At 63.2% G+C, this 16,538-nt stretch carries 18 protein-coding genes; all 18 read left to right on the forward strand.

Translation table 11 applies throughout. The features are described 5' to 3' along the window. The first annotated feature begins 43 nt into the window (after positions 1–43). The 18 genes from BVH06_RS22060 (at position 44) to BVH06_RS22145 (ending at position 16,537) form a co-directional block, all read left to right on the forward strand. A complete protein-coding gene (locus BVH06_RS22060; protein WP_075935491.1) occupies positions 44–553 on the forward strand; it encodes a hypothetical protein in 510 nt (169 codons plus the stop codon). After that, the gene (locus BVH06_RS22065; protein WP_218189504.1) at positions 489–2,525 is read left to right on the forward strand and encodes a phage terminase large subunit family protein; all 2,037 of its coding nucleotides are present in this window, start codon (positions 489–491) and stop codon (positions 2,523–2,525) included. Before BVH06_RS22060 ends, BVH06_RS22065 begins: the two co-directional genes overlap by 65 nt. Beyond that, entirely contained in the window at positions 2,525–2,737 is a 213-nt protein-coding gene (gene gpW / locus BVH06_RS22070) for a gpW family head-tail joining protein (protein WP_083652157.1), read from the forward strand. Before BVH06_RS22065 ends, gpW begins: the two co-directional genes overlap by 1 nt. Then, the gene (locus tag BVH06_RS22075; RefSeq protein WP_075935492.1) at positions 2,734–4,314 is read left to right on the forward strand and encodes a phage portal protein; all 1,581 of its coding nucleotides are present in this window, start codon (positions 2,734–2,736) and stop codon (positions 4,312–4,314) included. The genes gpW and BVH06_RS22075 overlap by 4 nt, the downstream gene beginning before the upstream one ends. Before the next feature lie 8 nt (positions 4,315–4,322). Further along, positions 4,323–5,642, forward strand: coding sequence for a S49 family peptidase (locus BVH06_RS22080; RefSeq protein ID WP_075935493.1), 1,320 nt, complete (start codon positions 4,323–4,325; stop codon positions 5,640–5,642). Beyond that, positions 5,642–5,992: a head decoration protein gene (locus tag BVH06_RS22085; protein ID WP_075935494.1), complete on the forward strand. Its 351-nt coding sequence runs from the start codon at positions 5,642–5,644 to the stop codon at positions 5,990–5,992. Before BVH06_RS22080 ends, BVH06_RS22085 begins: the two co-directional genes overlap by 1 nt. Positions 5,993–6,056: 64 nt before the next feature. Next, positions 6,057–7,082 carry a major capsid protein gene (locus tag BVH06_RS22090; protein ID WP_075935495.1) on the forward strand — a complete coding sequence of 342 codons (1,026 nt, stop codon included), beginning with the start codon at positions 6,057–6,059 and terminating at the stop codon, positions 7,080–7,082. Between the two features lie 51 nt (positions 7,083–7,133). Then, positions 7,134–7,370 carry a hypothetical protein gene (locus BVH06_RS22095; RefSeq protein ID WP_075935496.1) on the forward strand — a complete coding sequence of 79 codons (237 nt, stop codon included), beginning with the start codon at positions 7,134–7,136 and terminating at the stop codon, positions 7,368–7,370. Positions 7,371–7,372: 2 nt separating this feature from the next. Next, positions 7,373–7,699 (forward strand): hypothetical protein, encoded by a 327-nt coding sequence (locus BVH06_RS22100; protein WP_075935497.1) that lies wholly within the window; start codon positions 7,373–7,375, stop codon positions 7,697–7,699. Continuing rightward, a complete protein-coding gene (locus BVH06_RS22105) occupies positions 7,699–8,268 on the forward strand; it encodes a phage tail protein (protein WP_075935498.1) in 570 nt (189 codons plus the stop codon). The genes BVH06_RS22100 and BVH06_RS22105 overlap by 1 nt, the downstream gene beginning before the upstream one ends. Then, positions 8,265–8,732 carry a hypothetical protein gene (locus BVH06_RS22110; RefSeq protein ID WP_075935499.1) on the forward strand — a complete coding sequence of 156 codons (468 nt, stop codon included), beginning with the start codon at positions 8,265–8,267 and terminating at the stop codon, positions 8,730–8,732. The genes BVH06_RS22105 and BVH06_RS22110 overlap by 4 nt, the downstream gene beginning before the upstream one ends. A 4-nt stretch (positions 8,733–8,736) precedes the next feature. Beyond that, a complete protein-coding gene (locus tag BVH06_RS22115; protein ID WP_075935500.1) occupies positions 8,737–8,943 on the forward strand; it encodes a hypothetical protein in 207 nt (68 codons plus the stop codon). Beyond that, a complete protein-coding gene (locus BVH06_RS22120) occupies positions 8,936–9,679 on the forward strand; it encodes a hypothetical protein (RefSeq protein ID WP_075935501.1) in 744 nt (247 codons plus the stop codon). The genes BVH06_RS22115 and BVH06_RS22120 overlap by 8 nt, the downstream gene beginning before the upstream one ends. 451 nt (positions 9,680–10,130) lie before the next feature. Then, entirely contained in the window at positions 10,131–10,478 is a 348-nt protein-coding gene (locus BVH06_RS22125) for a hypothetical protein (RefSeq protein WP_075935502.1), read from the forward strand. 102 nt (positions 10,479–10,580) lie between these two features. Beyond that, positions 10,581–13,745 (forward strand): tape measure protein, encoded by a 3,165-nt coding sequence (locus BVH06_RS22130; RefSeq protein WP_075935503.1) that lies wholly within the window; start codon positions 10,581–10,583, stop codon positions 13,743–13,745. 56 nt (positions 13,746–13,801) lie between these two features. After that, on the forward strand, positions 13,802–14,233 hold the full coding sequence (locus BVH06_RS22135; protein ID WP_075935504.1) for a hypothetical protein: 432 nt from the start codon (positions 13,802–13,804) through the stop codon (positions 14,231–14,233). Positions 14,234–14,298: 65 nt separating this feature from the next. Further along, entirely contained in the window at positions 14,299–14,826 is a 528-nt protein-coding gene (locus BVH06_RS22140; protein ID WP_075935505.1) for a hypothetical protein, read from the forward strand. A 1-nt stretch (position 14,827) separates the two neighbouring features. Beyond that, complete coding sequence (locus tag BVH06_RS22145; protein ID WP_075935506.1) at positions 14,828–16,537, forward strand: hypothetical protein; 1,710 nt, start codon at positions 14,828–14,830, stop codon at positions 16,535–16,537. The last annotated feature ends 1 nt before the right edge of the window (position 16,538 follow it).

Genomic DNA, 16,538 nt, shown 5'->3' on the forward strand with positions numbered 1-16,538 from the left:
GGTTCCGCTTCCGGTTGTCTGTCTCGGGCCTTTGGAGTGGTTCATGCCTTCGCAGAAAGAGATCGCTGAGCACCTGGACATGAGCGAGCGCAACTGCCGCGATGTGCTCAAGGCGCTCGACATCGACTGGACCGTCTCCAGCCTCGACCAGATCCGCACCGCCTACATTCGCGACCTGCGCGAGAAGGCTGCCGGCCGCGGTGGCAGCCAGGTCGAAGCGCTCAACTCAGCGCGCATTGAAGAATCCACGGTGAAGGCCGCCAACGGCCGCCTGACCTATCACGAAAAATTGGGGACGCTGGTACCGGCTGCTGATGCGGCGTCGGCTTTACGTGACTGGGCAGGATTCGCCAACCGCGAGTATCAGAGCGGCGTGGAGAAGATCGTCCAGCAGTTGGAGGCCGAGCATCAGATCAGCATCGACCGCGACGGGGTGAGCCGCATTGCTGGATCTACAGTCAGCCGAATTGGAGGCTATGCGGATAAACTTGGCCGTCGTATTGCTGGACGCGGCCCTGCAATTCAACCCGCCGAAGGATCAGCCGACAGCTGAGTACATCGAGAACGAGTTCTATCTGCCCGCCGAGGCGGGCGTGCTCCACGGCCTCTACGAGTTCTACTACACCCCGTACTTCCTTGGCGTTGCCGCGGCCCTCGATGACCCGGAGGTGAAGGAAGTCGACCTGATGAAGGCCGCCCAGATCGGGTGGACGTACTTCCTAATCGCCTTCATCTTCAAGCGCATCACTGGCCGGCCCATGCCGATCATGGTGCTGTTCGCCAAGGAGGGGGACGGCAAGTCGTTCCACGACGAGAAGCTGGTGCCGGCCATCAGGGCCAACGAGGCAGTCGGGCGCCTGGTCGATGTGGAGACCGCGAAGAAATCCGGCAACCGCTGGAACCACAAAGGCTTCCCGGGCGGCTTCCTGAAACTGGTCGCGTCCAACTCGCCTGGTAACGTCAAGTCGACATCCAGCGTCGGCCTGGCCGTGGTCGAGGAACCTGACGACACCAGCGACGACGTGAAGGGGCAGGGGGATGCCATCGGCCTGCTCGAGGAGCGGGTCAAGCGCTACCCAGGATCGAAAACCGTGGTGGGCGGTACGCCATCGCTCAAGGGGCTCTCGAAGACGGAGCAGCGCCTCAAGCAGACTGACCAGCGCGTGCTGCCGATCGTGTGCCACGAGTGCGGCGAAAGCCACGTGCTGGACTTCGAACACATCACCTACCTGAGTGGCAGCCCCGAGGCTGGGGACATACCGCACGAGGTATACGGCTACGCCAAGCTTGAAACTGCGAAGTACGGGTGCCCGCACTGCGCCTGCATGTGGGATGACTACCAGCGCAAAGACAACATCCGCCGCACCTGCTTTGACGCGTTAGAGCGTGGCGATCCAATGCGCGGCTGGGTGGCCACGGCGCCGTTCTACGGCAAGGCTGGCTTCATGGAGCTCAGCGAGCTCTACGCCTGCCTGCCAGGCACCACGCTGGCAGATCTGGTTCGCGAGAAGTTGGCAGCCGAGAAGCTTGCCGATGCCGGCGACCCGAAGCAGCTGATCAAGTTCGTCAACCAGAAGCAGGGCCGGGCGTACGAGTACCGCACCGACCTGCCCGAGGCGGACAAGCTGCGCGAACGTTGCGAGGACTACCGCGAGCTGGTCATTCCGGCCGGTGGGCTGATACTGTTCCTCACCGTCGACGTGCAGCACGACCGGATCGCCCTGATCCTGCGTGCCTGGGGGCGCGGCGAAGAAAGCTGGCTTGTGCTGTGGACGGAGATTGCCGCGCAGAGCGGCACATCGGACAAGACCGACCCCGTATGGGCTGAGCTCGACCGCATATTGTTCGGCACCTATGCCCACGCCAAGGGCTACCGCCTTCGCGTCAGCGCGGCCAGCATCGACTCCTCGGACGGCCAGACCAACGACGCCGTTTACAACTACGTGCGCACGCGCAAGAAGCGCTTCGCCAAGCTGCTGGCCATCAAGGGCAGCACCAACGTGGACGCTGAAATCCTCACTGCGCCGCGCAAGATCGACCTCAACACGCAGAGCACCAAGGCCTCGCGCTACGGCCTGCAGGTCTATCAGGTCGGTGTCACCAAGGCCAAGGATCTGCTGTTCGAACGGTTAAAGGTAACCGGCCACGGGCCGGGGCGCATGCACTTCTACAAGGGCGTGCGCGCCGACTACTTCGACCAGCTGCTGGCCGAGGTCAAAGCGCCCAGCCGCAAGCACGGTGGCAAGAAGGTGTACCAGAAGAAGGCCGGCGCCGCGAACGAGGCGCTGGACTGCGAGGGTTACCAGATCCACCTGGCCCGCTACATGCGCCTGCACCTGAAATCGCCGAGCGACTGGGACGATATCGAAGCCGGTTTGATGCAGGTCGACCTGCTGGCCGAAGCCGACGAGCAGGCGCCGCTGGTAGCGGAAGACGGGAAATCAACCGCTCCGCCGCCGCCGGCCGCCAAGCCTGCCGGCATGAGCCTGGCCGACCTTGGCCGGATGATGAACGGAGACGACTGATGATCACCCAGCAGCACCAGCTACAGGAGGCGCGCAATGCGCTGCACCTGCTGCTCACCGGGCAAAGCACGGTGAGCATCCAGCGCGACGGCAAGAAGGTGGACTTCTCACCGGCCAACCGCCGCGACCTCGAAAACTACATCAGCCAACTGGAGGGCCAGCTGGGTGTCGGCGGCCCGCGCCGTCGTGGCCCAGCTGGTGTGATCGCATGAAGACAGTCGAGATCCTGGCCCCCAACGGTCTGCCCGCGCGCGAGCAGCTCAGCACCTGGCAGGGCGCCGCGGGCGGTTTCGGTGGTCAGCTGGAGCGCTGGCTACCGGCTATGAAGAGCATGGACGCCGCGCTGCTGCCGAACCTCAAGCTTGGCAACGCTCGCGCTGAAGACGTCACCCGCAATAACGCCTTCGCCGCCAACGGCGTGCAACTGCACATCGATAACATCGTGGGTCACCTGTTCCGCCTCAGCTACAAGCCACGCTGGAAGCGCCTGGGCATCAGCGATGCGGACGCCCGCGCTTTTGCCGAGGATGTCGAGGCCTGGTGGTTCGAGTTTGCCGAGGATCCCGTGGGCTGCTGGCTCGACGTGGAGCGCAAACGCACGGCCACCATGATGGTGCGCGAGGCGGTCGGCACCCACACCCGGCTCGGCGAGATATCCGCCGCTGCCGAGTGGGTCGAACGACGTGGCACACCTATGCGCACTGCAGTACGTATGGTCAGCCCCAAGCGCATCGGTAACCCCGGTGATCGGTCGGACACTGCCACCATTCGCGGTGGCGTGGAGTTCGACCGCAACGGCGTGGCCATCGCCTACCACGTTCGGCAGTTGGCCTCGGGTGGTATGGGGCTGGGCAACGGCTATGGTCGCGAGTGGCGCCGGGTCGAGCGCGAGGCGGCCAATGGCAGGTTGAAGTTCATCCACGTGTTCGAGCCAACCGAGGACGGCCAGGCCCGCGGAGCCAACCAGTTCCTGAGCGTGCTCGAGCAGAGCCACATGCTGCCGAAGTTGCAGCACACCAAGCTACAGAACGCGATCGTCAACGCCATGTACGCAGCGACCATCGAAAGTGAGATGGGCACCGATGCGGCGTTGGAGATCATCGGCGCTGGTGATGAGGGCGTAAGCAACATCACCAAGTACATGATGGCGGTGAACAGCTTCAACACCGGCAGCAAGCTGTCGCTGAACGGCGTCAAGATCCCGCACCTGTTTCCGGGCGAGAAGCTGCACCTGCAGACCAGCGGCAACGTCGACAATGGCTATGCCGAATTTGAGTCGAGCATCCTGCGCTGGATGTCAGCGGGGCTCAACGTGCCCTATGAACCGTTTGCCCGCGACTACCGGCAGAGCACCTACAGCAGCGCTCGCGCCTCGATGATGGAAGGCTGGCGTTACTACATGGGCCGCCGCAAGGTCATCGCCTCGCGCTTCGCCACGCACCTGTTCGTGCTGGCGTTCGAGGAAGCACTGCAGCGGCGTCTGCTCACGCTACCGCGCAATGCTGCCCGCGGCTTCTACGAAGCTCGCGCCTCTTGGTGCAACTGCGACTGGATCGGCGCCGGCCGCCTGGCCATCGATGGCCTCAAAGAGGTGAAAGAGTCGGTGCTGCGCATCCAGGAAGGGCTCAGCACCTACGAGAAGGAGCTGGCCATTCTCGGTGAGGACTATCAGGAAACCTTCGCCCAGCAGGTGCGCGAAATGAACGAACGCCGGGAGGCAGGCTTGCCGCCGCCGAGCTGGATGCGCACGCAGGAACTATCGCCGGAAGTCGCCGAGCCCACCGAATAGGACAGGCCATGAACCAATATCCCCACATCGCCAGTCGGGTGCTGAACACGCCCCTGTTGCTGGAGCCTGGCTACGCCCGGGTGTTTTTCAGTGCCCTGAGCAGCCGCCTCGGCATCGCCTCGCTCAGCGACGAGCAGGGTGCCGTCGACATGAGCCAGAAGCTGCGGGTGGATGCCCGCAGCTACAGCAAGACTGCCACCAACCGCTGGGGCGAAGAGGAAGTGCTGTTCCAGGTCGTGGACGGCGTCGCGCTGCTCGACGTCAAGGGTTCCCTGGCCCACAAGACCGGCAACCTCAAGCCCTACAGCGGTATGACCGGCTACGACGGCATCATCAACCGCGCCGCCATGATGTTCGCCGAGCCGGACGTGAAGGGCGTGCTGATGGACATGCACACGCCGGGCGGCGAAGTGTTCGGTTGCTTCGATACCGCCGACCGCCTGCAGCAGCTGTCGCAATTGGCCGGCAAGCCGATCTGGTCGCTGGCCTGCGACTCCTCCTGTTCGGCAGGCATGGCGCTCTCCAGCGCCGCCAGCCGCCGGCTGATCACCCAGACCGGCTACGTCGGCTCGGTGGGCGTGGTCATGGCCCACGCCAGTTACGAAGACTATCTGGAGCAGGAGGGCATCAAAGTCACGCTCATCCACTCCGGGGCGCACAAGGTGGAGGGCAACCCCTACGAGGATCTGCCCGCCGAGGTGCTGAGGCGCTTCCAGGCCGACACCGACGCCTTGCGCCAACAATTCGCCCAGCTGGTGGCCCGCAACCTGGGGCTTTCCGTAGAGGCGGTACTGGCCACCGAAGCCGCGGTGTTCCGCGGCCAGGCGGCAATCGATGTCGGCTTCGCTGATGGCCTGGTCAACGGGCATGAGGCGGTGGCCGAGTTCTCTGAGTATCTGTCCACGCAGGGCAGGACAACCACCATAGGAGCCACACGCATGACCGGGACAACCCCCGCGCCATCTGCCGAAGCTGCCCCACCTGCGCAGGCAGGTAGTCAGCCGGCAGCACCCTTTGATGCTGCTGCAACCGCCAGCGCCGAGCGCGCTCGCGTCCAGGGCATTCAGCAGCACGCCGAGGCCGAAGGCCGCAGCAAGCTCGCCAGCCACCTGGCGTTCAACACGGACATGGGCGTCGAGCAGGCCGCTGCACTCTTGGCCGCAGCGCCGAAAGAGCAGGGCGCCGCCCTCGATGCCAGCACCGCGCTGGACAAAATGATGGCCGCTGAAGAACAGCCGAACCTCACCGCTGGTGCTGGCGACGCCAAACCCACCCAGGCCCAGGGCATCGCAGCCAGCTGGGCCAAAGCCACGGGAGCGAAAGTCTGATGGCCATCGTTGAACAGCCCGTCGACAACTGGGTCACCGGTTCCGACTCGTACCAGACCACCCTGGTCACCATCCTGCTGGGCCAGAACCTGCTGGAGAAGACGCCCCTGGGCGTCGTCGAGGCCAGCGGCAAGGTGGTCGCCTGGGATTCGGCGGCCAGCGATGGCCGCGAAAAGGCCGTGTACATCACCGCCTATGCCGTGGACGCCACCGCTGCCGACCAGCAGGCCCAAGTGATCAAATCCGGCACTTTCAACCCAGAGCAGGTCGTCTGGCCGGCCGGCACCACCGATGCGCAGAAACGGGCGGCCTTCGTGGGCTCGCCGATCAGCCTGCAACTGCCCGTATAAGGGCGCCACACCACACACCCAAGGGGCCGCTACAGCGGCCTTTTTCATTTCAGGAGACTGAACAATGGCCGCTGGCTACGATACGACCACCCTCTTGGGTGTGAAGGAAATCCTTCCCAAGTTCACCCCGCTGTTTCTGCAGATGTTCTTCCCGACTGCCGCGACCTTCGGTACCGAAGAAGTGGCGTTCGACAAAATCAAGAAGGACCGCCGCCTAGCGCCCTTCGTGTCGCCGCTAGTTTCCGGTCGCCCGCGCCGTGAGCGCGGTGGCTTCCTCAGCACCATCAAGCCGGCCTACATCAAGGAAACCGATGTGGTGCGGCCCACGCGCTTGCTCAAGCGCCGCCTGGGCGAGGCGCTGAATGGCGAGATGAGCGCCGCCGAGCGTCACGATGCTGTGATCGGCGACATCCTCGTTGAGCAAGAGGAAAACATCGTTGCCCGCGAAGAGTGGATGGCGGTGCAGGCGGTGCTCTACGGCAAGGTGATCATGGAAGGCCCCGACCACCCGGCGGTCGAGGTCGACTATGGCCGCAGCCCCGAGAACCAGATCGTGCTCGCCGGCGCTGCCAAGTGGGACGCCGCGGACGTGGAAACCTACGACCCCACCGACGACCTGGAAGAGTGGAGCGCCGAGACCACCGGCGCCGTCGGGCTGGTGATCATGGGTAAGGGCGCCTGGAAGCTGTTCAGCCGCTTCAAGGCCGTGAAGGCCCTGCTCGAAACGCGCCGCGGCAGCACCAGTCAGCTGGAGCTCGGGCCGCAGCTCGAGAAGGAAGTTATGCGCAAGGGCTTCTTCGGCGAGTTCGAGATCGTCGTCTACACCGGCAAGTACACCGACGACGAAGGCGCGAAGACCAATTTCATGCCGGACTACGGCGTGCTGATTGCCCCGGCCAGCGCCGACAACGTGATGGCCTACGGCGGCATTCAGGATGCCAAGGCCAACGCAAATGGCATCGCTGAGGCTACGCGCTACCCGTCGAACTGGTTCACCGACAACCCCAGCGTCGAGTGGCTGCAAACGCAGACCGCGCCGGTGCCGGCGCTGTTCGATGCCGACGAGTTCGTGTTCGTCACCGTAGCCTGATCGGCTCCCTTTCGCTGAGGCGCGCAGCCGCGCGCCTTCAGGAGATATCCCATGGCAAAGCTCTACATCGTGAAAACCACCGTGCACGCCATCCCGAAAAAGGGCGGCAAGAAGGTGATCATCAAGGCCTCGAAAGACCCGCAGCCGGTTCCCAGCGAGTTCATCAAGGAGCTGCTGGCCAGTAAGGTCATCGAGGAAGCTGGCAGCGACAACACGGCGGCCGTCGATACCACCGCTGCCCCTGCCGGCGGCGCTGGCGGCAGTGGCGACGACGCGACAGGCGACTGACCATGCCCAGCGACTTCGACCGACTCATGCGCCGCGCTGACGACAGCCTGTTCCGTGTGTTCGGCGAGGATCGCGCTACGTGCAAGCCCACCTACGTGGCACCCGGCAGTATACCGGTGCCGTGTGAGGTGATCCTGGCGCGCAACGTCACCGTGGCCGGCGCTGATGGCTTGTTCCGCCCCGTGCGGGTGCTGGCCGAACTGCGCTGCCACCAGGTGCAGGGCCGTCGAGGGGGCATCCTCACGGTGCCCGAAGGGCGCTTCAAGCTGGCCGAGCCGATTGATAGCGACGGCCTGGTCGAACGCTGGGAGCTACTGGAGGTGACCTGATGGCCGGCTACGACAGCTTTCGCGTTGAGGTCAGAGGTGGCGAAGCTGCGCTGGCCCGCTTCGCGGCCGCACCCAACAAGCTGCGGCGGGCCGTGCAAATGGCCTTGAACACCGTAGGGCGCGGCACCCGCACGCAGAGCTGGCGGGAGATTCGCGACGAAATCAACCTCAAGCCCAGCTACATCCGCAACGAAGTGAACTTCATCCCTGCCACGCCCGATGAGCTGCGCGTGATCATCTTCGCGCGGCGGCGCGGCGTCACCCTCAGCCAGTTCCCGAACCGCCAGATGTGGCGACAAGGCAAGAACGGCAAGCGGGTGAAGGCAGGTGTTCGCGTCGAGGTGGGCAAGGGCTGGACGGAGCTGATCGAAACCGCCTTTATCGCGCCTATTGGCCCGGCCGGCGGGTTGATCGCCGAGCGTACGGGCAAGCCTCGCCTGCCGATCGAAGTGCTGCACGGCCCGTCTCCGTCCCAGGTGCTCAGCACCAAGCTGGACGATATCGGTGCCGATGCTCAGCGCAAACTCGAACCCGAGATTGAACGCCAACTGAGGCGCATCAACTTATGACCAACCCCATCAAGCAGGCGCACCAGGCAATGGTCCAGCGCCTCGGGCAGATCATGCCTGCTAACGGCTACCTCACCGACGCCGGTACCCGCATCCGCGAAGGCTGGCTCAGCGAGCTGATGCAGGCGCCTGACCTGGTGTTCCCCTTCATCGCCCTGCAGCCCGGCCTGTACGTGCCGGGCAGCTGGGGGCCAGGCGCAACGCTTACACGCGTGGGGCGCCGGGTGGTTGGGGCAGTCAATGGCGCGGCGGACAACTACCTCGAGCAGCTCGAAGAGCTTTACTGCGACCTCGTCGCCTGCTTGCAAGTGGCCGAGGGCGTACCCAACCCCTGGGGCCGGCCTGGGCCGTACCAGGTCACGCTGGAGCCCGGCCAGATGTTCCCGCCGGGTGACGGGCTCAACGCTGGCACGGTGCTCATGCCGCTCCAGCTTCACATTATCATTCAGCAGAACGGAGCATGACCCCATGACCAGCAAGACCGCTGCCGATCAGGCAGCCGCTGCGCAGGCAGACAAGCCCAAGCGCGAGCTTGTTGAGGTCACCCTCAGCAAGCCCCATACCCACGCCGGCAAACCCTGCCAGGCGAAGAACAAAATCAAGGTGACGGCTGCTCAGAAAGAGTGGCTCGTTCGCCAGGGCAAGATCGAAGGCCAGGAGGTGAGCAATGGCTGATAACCGTGGCGCCTACCTCGGCGTAGGCAAGATGTATCTCGAAGATATCGACGAGCCCAAAGGCCTCATCTTCATCGGCAACGTCAGCTCGTTGACCTACGAGGCAACCCCTCAGGAAATCGAAGAGCAGGACTACACCAGCCCAGGCGGCGGCCTTGATGCCTCGGTACAGCGCATCAGCTCGCTGAACATCAACTACAACGCCCGCCACTTCAAGAAGGACAACATGGCCCGTGCGCTCTACGGCAGTGCGTCGGACGTGGCAGCCGGTACCGTAACCGGTGAAGAGCACAAGGCGTACCCGGGCGCGCTGCTCTTGCTACGCAACCCCGGAGCGACCAGCGTTGTGGTCACCCCAGCAGCCGGCAGCACGCCCTTGGTGTTGGACACCGACTACTCCCTCGACCCGGCTGGCTTCCCGGTCATCACCGAAGGCGGTGCAGTACCTGCAGCCGGCCTAGATGTGGAAGTGGACTACGCGTTCGCCAAGCACGCCACCATTCAGGCCTTGGTCAAGTCCGGCAAGCGCTATCGCCAGGTGTTCGTCGGCCTCAACGAGGCGCGCAGCGGCAAGCCGGTAGTGATCGAAGTGTTCCGCGTGAACCACTCGCCGGCCACGCTCGGCTTCATCGGCGACGAGTTCCAGGGCATGGAGTTCACCGCCAAGGTCGAGAAGGACCCTACCAAGGTCGGAACCGGCCTCTCGCAGTACATGGAGATCAAGGACGTGGAGTGATGCAGTGGGCCAAGGATGGCCCGACTTTCCAGCAGGTGGTAGATTCCCGCCATTGAATGGGAGGGAAGCCAATGTATAAAGCAATGACAGCATTGCTGGGATTGTCGATCCTCGCCGGCTGCGGTAAATCCGAATTCACTTGTAGCGAGTCACGGGCATATGGTGCAGCTCAAAGAATCATAGAGCGGCACTTGAATGCGCCTTCGACTGCTGACTTTCCGCTGTCCAGTTCATCCCGGGTGCGAATAACCGAAACTTCCAAATGCAAGTATCGCGTCGAGTCTTATGTCGACGCCCAAAACGCTTTTGGTGCAAAGATTCGTACCCCATTTTCCATTACCGTTGAGGGTTTTCCATCTAAGGATGAGTGGATGGGGTCTGACCTCTCAATGTGATTTTTTCCACCCGCACAAGCCCGCTTCGGCGGGTTTTTTATTACCTGGAGAAAAGCATGAGTGATTCAGCAGCGAAGGACGTCGTGCGTGTTGGTCCAGAAGAAAATCGGCGGGATATCGTTGTTTCCGAGCTGACGGTCGCGCAGATGCGTCAGGTGATGATGTTGAACACCTGGCCAGGCGCCGACGCCAGCCAGGAAGAGCTGATGCATTACCAGCTCGACAACTACCTCTTCGATGGCTGCCGACTGAGCGACCTTGGCGTGATGGCAAATCTCAGGAAGGAAGAACTCAGCCAACTGACCGGCGGTGAGCTGCGCAAGGTGCTGGCCAAGGCCAAGGAGTTGAACCCGGATTTTTTCGGCGCTCTGGCTCGAATGGCGGCGGCCCGGAGCAATTCCTAGCGGATCTCGAATCCTGCATCGCTGTGCTTGGCCGCCTCGGCCACCCCAACGCAATCCATTACCCGTGGCGCCTGTTCAAGCGCTGCCTGAAGGAGTGACCCCATGGCTGACGTTGAGCTGCGGCTGACGGCCGACACTGATGGTGCCGAGAAGGGGATCTCCGGTTTTCGCAAGGAATACCAGGAACTGGTCAAGGTCATCCAGAAGCCGCTGAGCCAGATCGAGGCGCTGCAGAAGACCACCGAGTCGGCCAAGAAGGCGACCGCCGAATTCTTTGCGGCAAAGCGTCGTGTCGATGAGCTGAAAACCGCTATTGCCGCCGCAGGGCAGCCAGTGAAAGAGCTGGATCGGGATCTGGCCCGCGCCGAACGCACCCTGAATAGCGCAACCCGCGCCTTTGAACTGCAGAAGAACCGCGTGCGCGAGCAGCGCGCCGAACTGAAGGCGGCGGGTGTGGACTACCGCAACCTGGCCGCCGAGCAGCAGCGCCTGCAGGGCGCTTTGGCGGGTGCCATTGGCAAGGGCCAGGGTGATGCAGCTATCAGCCGGGCCATGGATACCTTCGGCGTTACCAAGCTGCGCGAGCTACGTGCTCAGCTGGTCACCCTTCGTTCCGATTACGCCCGCCTGACCCAGGCTGGGCAGATGTCCGCCCAGGAACGCATCGCTGCCGAGATCCAGTATCAAGCGAGCCTGCGACGTACGCAGCAGCAGATCGCCGCGCTGGGGTCTGAGCAGGGTAGTGAGGGCGGTAGTGGGATTGCCGCCATCACGGCCCGAATCGCTGCTGTTGCCGCGGCGGCCTACACAGTGCAGCGGGTTGCAAGCTTCTACTTCAACGCCGCGGATGCAGTGGGCGAGCTGGAAGACCGCATGCGCAATGCGCTTCCTACCCAGGAAGCATACGAGCGTTCTCAGGCTAGGCTTGAGGATGCGTCGCGCCGTCTACGTGTTCCAATTGAACAGGTAAGTGAGCTATTCCTGGGTACGCTCAAGCCGTTGAACGATATGGGGTTCTCAACTGCCCAGGTCACTGACGTGGTCGCAGCCCTTAACGCGGGTTTAGTTGCCAACAGCATCAAGGGGCAGCGTGCGGCCTCAGTCATTGATGCCATAAATAAAGGCATGCAGACCGGCGTCATCCGTGGCGATGCTTTCAATGCTGTTCTGCTCAACTCAAGTGCCCTGACTGACGCTCTCACCAAGAGCCTTGGGGTCAGCCGTGCTGAGTTGATCCGTATGGCAAATGCGGGCGAGCTCACAACGGAGAAGTTCGTTAATGCTATGTCCGAGCAATCGGCTGCATTGCTCGGAATGGCCGATGCAATGCGCGTTACTGGCGGTGACGCCGCTGGCACCTTCTCTCAGTCGATCGACAAGCTGATCGGATCTATCGACAAGATCACCGGCGCCTCGGCTGCGGCCACAAGTGGGCTGGATAAAATCTCCGATTCCATCAGTGATCTGGTGGACGGCAAGGGCCAAAAAGCGGTGGACTTGCTGAACAGTCTGGCGATTACGGCCGGAAAGCAGTTGGGCACCCTCATTCCTGGTTTCGGCGCAGGCGCCAATCTGGCGGATGCATACCAGCAGTACAGCGCTCAGGCTGCCGATGCGATCGAAGATGTTACCCAGGCTGAAGAGCTTGGGCGGACTGAAGCCGAGCGCATCGAGGAGCAGCGGCTGGCATCTATGCGCGCCTACGCCAGCCAGTTCACCACCGTGCAGGAAGTCCTGACCAACGCCTTCAAGACTGCCGTGAACGACCAAGTGGCCGCGCAGACACGTGCGAACTCGAGGCTGCGCAAGGCTCAGGACGAGCAACTGGCCACGCAAAAGCGCTACAAGGATGCGTACGAAAAGCTGCGCGTTGGTGCCACTGGCCCGGCCAGCTACGGCAATGCCACTGACCTGAAGGTGGCAGCGAACCGCGCGCTGGTAGCTGGTGACTTCCAGCGGGCGAAGAAGTACGCCCAGGAGTCACTGGACATGCTCATTGAGTTGGCGGACGCCGGCGAGAGCACCTGGGGTTTCGCTGGGCTGATCAAGGGGCTGGAAGCCATTGAGAACCAGGCTGACAGCGCCCTGGTGAAGAACGCCGAAGCGCTGCGCCAGAAAGAGATCGACAAGGTTCGCGACCTCAAGAAGGAATTAGAGGAGCTGAAGAACTTCAAGCTGTCCCCGACCGTGGACGACGCGGCGCTGGCCGAGGCGACTGCCAAGATGCAGCGCTGGGCACAGATGATCGGCAAGTCGTTCGTCATCGATCCGCGCAGCGGTTCGGTGAGCACGCCCGGTGCCGCCAGCACGCCTTCCACGCCACCGGCAGCCACGCCCTCGGCACCACCGAAGGTCAGCGGTACCGTGGCGGCGGATGTGCAGCCGACCGGGATCAAGCAGGCCGCCGGCTCTGAAACCAGCCTGCCGCCTGTGAAGGCCCCGGTAGCGCCCTCGACCATCCGCCAGGACGGCCCCAACAGCTGGACCAACCTGCCTCCCGTGGAGGCGGACATCCTGCCGAAGGGCATCCGTAAGGTCGCCGAAAACAGCTTCACGAATTTGCCGGTGGTCGAGGTGGACGTGTTGCCTAAGGGTATCCGCAAGGATGGGGCGAACAGCTTCACCAACCTGCCGGCCGTTGAGGCTGAGGTGGTGGTGAAGAAGGTGAGCGTGCCAGAGGATGGGCCGCCGGTGGTGCCGGCACTGCTGCGGCCCATCGCCGTGGCGCCGGACGTGCCGCCGGTGGCGGTCGAGAGCAAGCTGAGCGAGGAGTCCACGAACGGGGTGCTGCAGCAGTTCAGCGCGCTGATCGAGCAGCTGAAGGGCTTGGGCAACGTGCCGATCAACCTTTCGGTTGGCCCGAGCATGGTGCCGTCCGGCCCGCTGCCTGGTTACGCCACCGGCGGCATCATCCGCGGCCCCGGTACCGGCACAAGCGACAGTATCGTGGCCAGGCTCTCGAACGGTGAGGGCGTGCTGAACGCCCGGGCCGTGCGGCACTTCGGCCCGGACTTCGTGCACCAGCTGAACCGGCTGCAGATGCCGGCGTTCGCCGAGGGCGGCGTGTTCCGCGCACCGCCGATCAGCGCGCCGAGTATTCCGCAGCCGAGCCAGGCACTTCTTGATCGCGCTGCCGGCCCGGATTATCCGGATCTCGGCTCGGTCAATTTCAACCTGCCCGGCGGGGAGTCGGTGACCGCTTACATGCCGTCGAACGAGGCGAGGAGGTTGCAGCGTTTGGCAATGAAATTTGGCAAGTCCGATTAAGCGAGTTGATGGCTATCTGCTATGTTTTGAAGTCCGACCATTTAAGGAGCTTTGCTATGGATGATGTTGCCGATGAAAAACGCAAGCCTCTAGGCGCGTTAGATGACAGGGATTGGATGCTGCAGACCCTCGTTGAGTGGGCCAATAACGGGATGAACCTGCCTATCACGGTGACTGTAGGCGCGGGATTCATCACTGGAACGCTTGTGTCTGGAAAGGAATACATCGAATACGTCGAGAAGGTTTACTTCCCGACTTCTGCCGGTGAAACCAACGATACTCTGGCTCAGCTCTTCAACTACTGGAAACGCCCCTATGAGCCCGGTTATGAAGATGATAATGACCTGGGTCGTTTCTACATTCATCTGAAGGACGCAAAGCTTTTCAACAACGGAGCGTTTGTACCGAACAACGGTACTTACTGGCGCGGGCGTATCAGTTCGATTGATGGTTTTTCGCTGGGTGAGTTGGCGAAGGCCGAGGATTAATAGCACTGCGTACTCAGCTAACCAGCCCGCCACCCGGCGGGCTTCTTATTTCTGGAGCCTTACCCATGGCATTGCCACCCCTCATGCTCGGCGGCGTGCCGATCGTGTTGCACGCCGGTGCGCCTGAAGAAAGCATCGAGCCTATCGGCGGCAACAGCCTGCTGCGCATGAGCGGCGGGGCGGCGGTGAAGCAACAGCACTGGAGCCGGTCTGCCGGCAGCATCAACGGCGCCGGCTGGATGCCGCCCGGTCTGGAAGGGCTGGAATACACCGGCCCGCTGGAGCTGCGCAGCACCAAGGTGCAGAACCAGGCGGGCGCTGGCCCAACCTTCAACCTCGCCGGCACGCCTCGCCCGGACTACGCCCCGTGGGGCATGGCCTTGGTGGGGCGCGATTGGGTGGATGTGCCGAGCAGCTACGAGCCTGGCGAAGACGGCGGCCCGGGCGTTCTGACCATCCCGCCAGTGCCTGGCGCCACGTTGTACATGGCAAGCTGGCTGCCGGTGTTCTCGGTGTTCGCCAACAAGCCAGGCGGCTCGCAGAGTGCGGCAACCGCCAACCACAGCTGGTCCATCACCTGGGAAGAGGCCTGACATGATCAACGGATCCCCGCTCAACAGCGGCCCGCTGAACACGCTCCGGGCCGGTGCGGCGCCGCAGCCTGAGCCCGAGTATCGCGTGCACGGCACCTCTTACGTGTGGCGTGTGCGGCTGCTGGTCGGCGGGGTGGACATGACGGCGATTCTCACCGGGCAGCTGGACGTCGACCGGGAAGAGGGCGCCGCCGCGGTGGCGGGCTTCAGCCTGTACCTGGCGCCCGGGCAACCAGTGGTGCCCACGCAGTGGATCGGCAAGGCCGTGACGCTCGACTACATCAGCCGTGACCGCTATGGCGTGGTGACCGAAGCCCGCCTGTACACCGGCCTGCTCGAGCTGCCCACCTGGGACGCCACCACCCGCGTTCTGGGCTGCGAGTGCAGCGACCAGCTGCAGCAGCGCATCGAGGGCCTGACGCTTGAACAGATCGACACGCTGTGCGGCGGCACCTGGTCGGCGGACGTGTTCGAGCCGGTCGATGGCCGCAGCCACTGGGACTACGCCGTCGAGCGCATGAGCACCCGCCCGGCCAGCCTGGATGCCGACACCTACGGCAACCTGCGCACCACCAGCTGGTACGCCGCGGCCACGCCACATTTCGTGTTCGGCTCAGGCCAGACCCTGGACGGCAGTGTGCAGATCGAGCTGCAGGCCCATGGCGGCACCACGAACTATGTCGAGATCACGCTCGACTACCGGTACAGCCGGTTGTGGCAGCTCAACCAGCGATTCGGCTGGACGCACACAGGCACAGGCGGATTTACAGGCCTTCAGGGTTTCTGCATGTGGCGCCGCGACTCTACCGAGTTGCCGACGACTGAAATGGTCGAAGCTGCCGTAACCGGTGCTGGTCTACAGATGATCGGTGCGGTGGGTGGCTACAAGCTACCGCTTGGCATGCCTAACCCTTGCGGTGACGGAATCCCTTGGGTCAACACATTCGACAACTTGTGGCTCAGCGCGAGCGCGGTCGGTGCGCGTCGCTGGGTGCAAACCGTTACCGAGCAGTACAAGCTTGCGCTGTTCACGCCTCTGGGCGCGGAAGAAGCCACCCGCGTAATCAACCGGGAATCCACCAGTTTCGAGGTGGAGAGCGAGCGGGCCGATGATTGGGAGCAGGGCAAGGCTTTGGGCGAAAGCCGTAGTGAAGACCTGATCGATGACTCACGCCGTGGTCTCGCGCTGGAGTGTTTGCTTCAGCGCGGAAGTACGTCGCTTGTGAGCGCGCACCGAGGCACGTCGCTGAGCTGGCAGGTACCCACCGATATGGCTCTGAGTATCGACCTGGTGCACACCCTCGAGCTTGGCGATCGGGCTCAGGGAAAAGGCAAGTGCCGGCGTATTCAGCATGTGCTCGACCTTGGGGAAGGCACGGCTATCACCACGCTTGATGTCGCACTTATGCAGGGCGGCGGAGAAAGCGATCCGTTGTCGGTACCTGGGTCGCCAGATACGACACTTCCTCCGGTGCCGGGGAACGCCCCAGGGCTCGGCACGCACATCGGCGGGCGCGTGGATTCACCACCGTTCGACGAAACATGGCTGGGCTTCACTGGCAATTACTCCGTGACGACGAGTGATGAAACCTACCCGCGCAACTTTCGCGCGAAAACCCACGACATCCTCGCCGAGTACCGCGACGAACGCACGGCAACCGCTGAGCGCTCGTACCGAGTGGGCATCCCGGACGATCTTCTGGAGCTGTAAG

This window comes from Pseudomonas sp. PA27(2017) (assembly GCF_001945445.1).
Taxonomy (GTDB): Bacteria; Pseudomonadota; Gammaproteobacteria; order Pseudomonadales; family Pseudomonadaceae; genus Aquipseudomonas.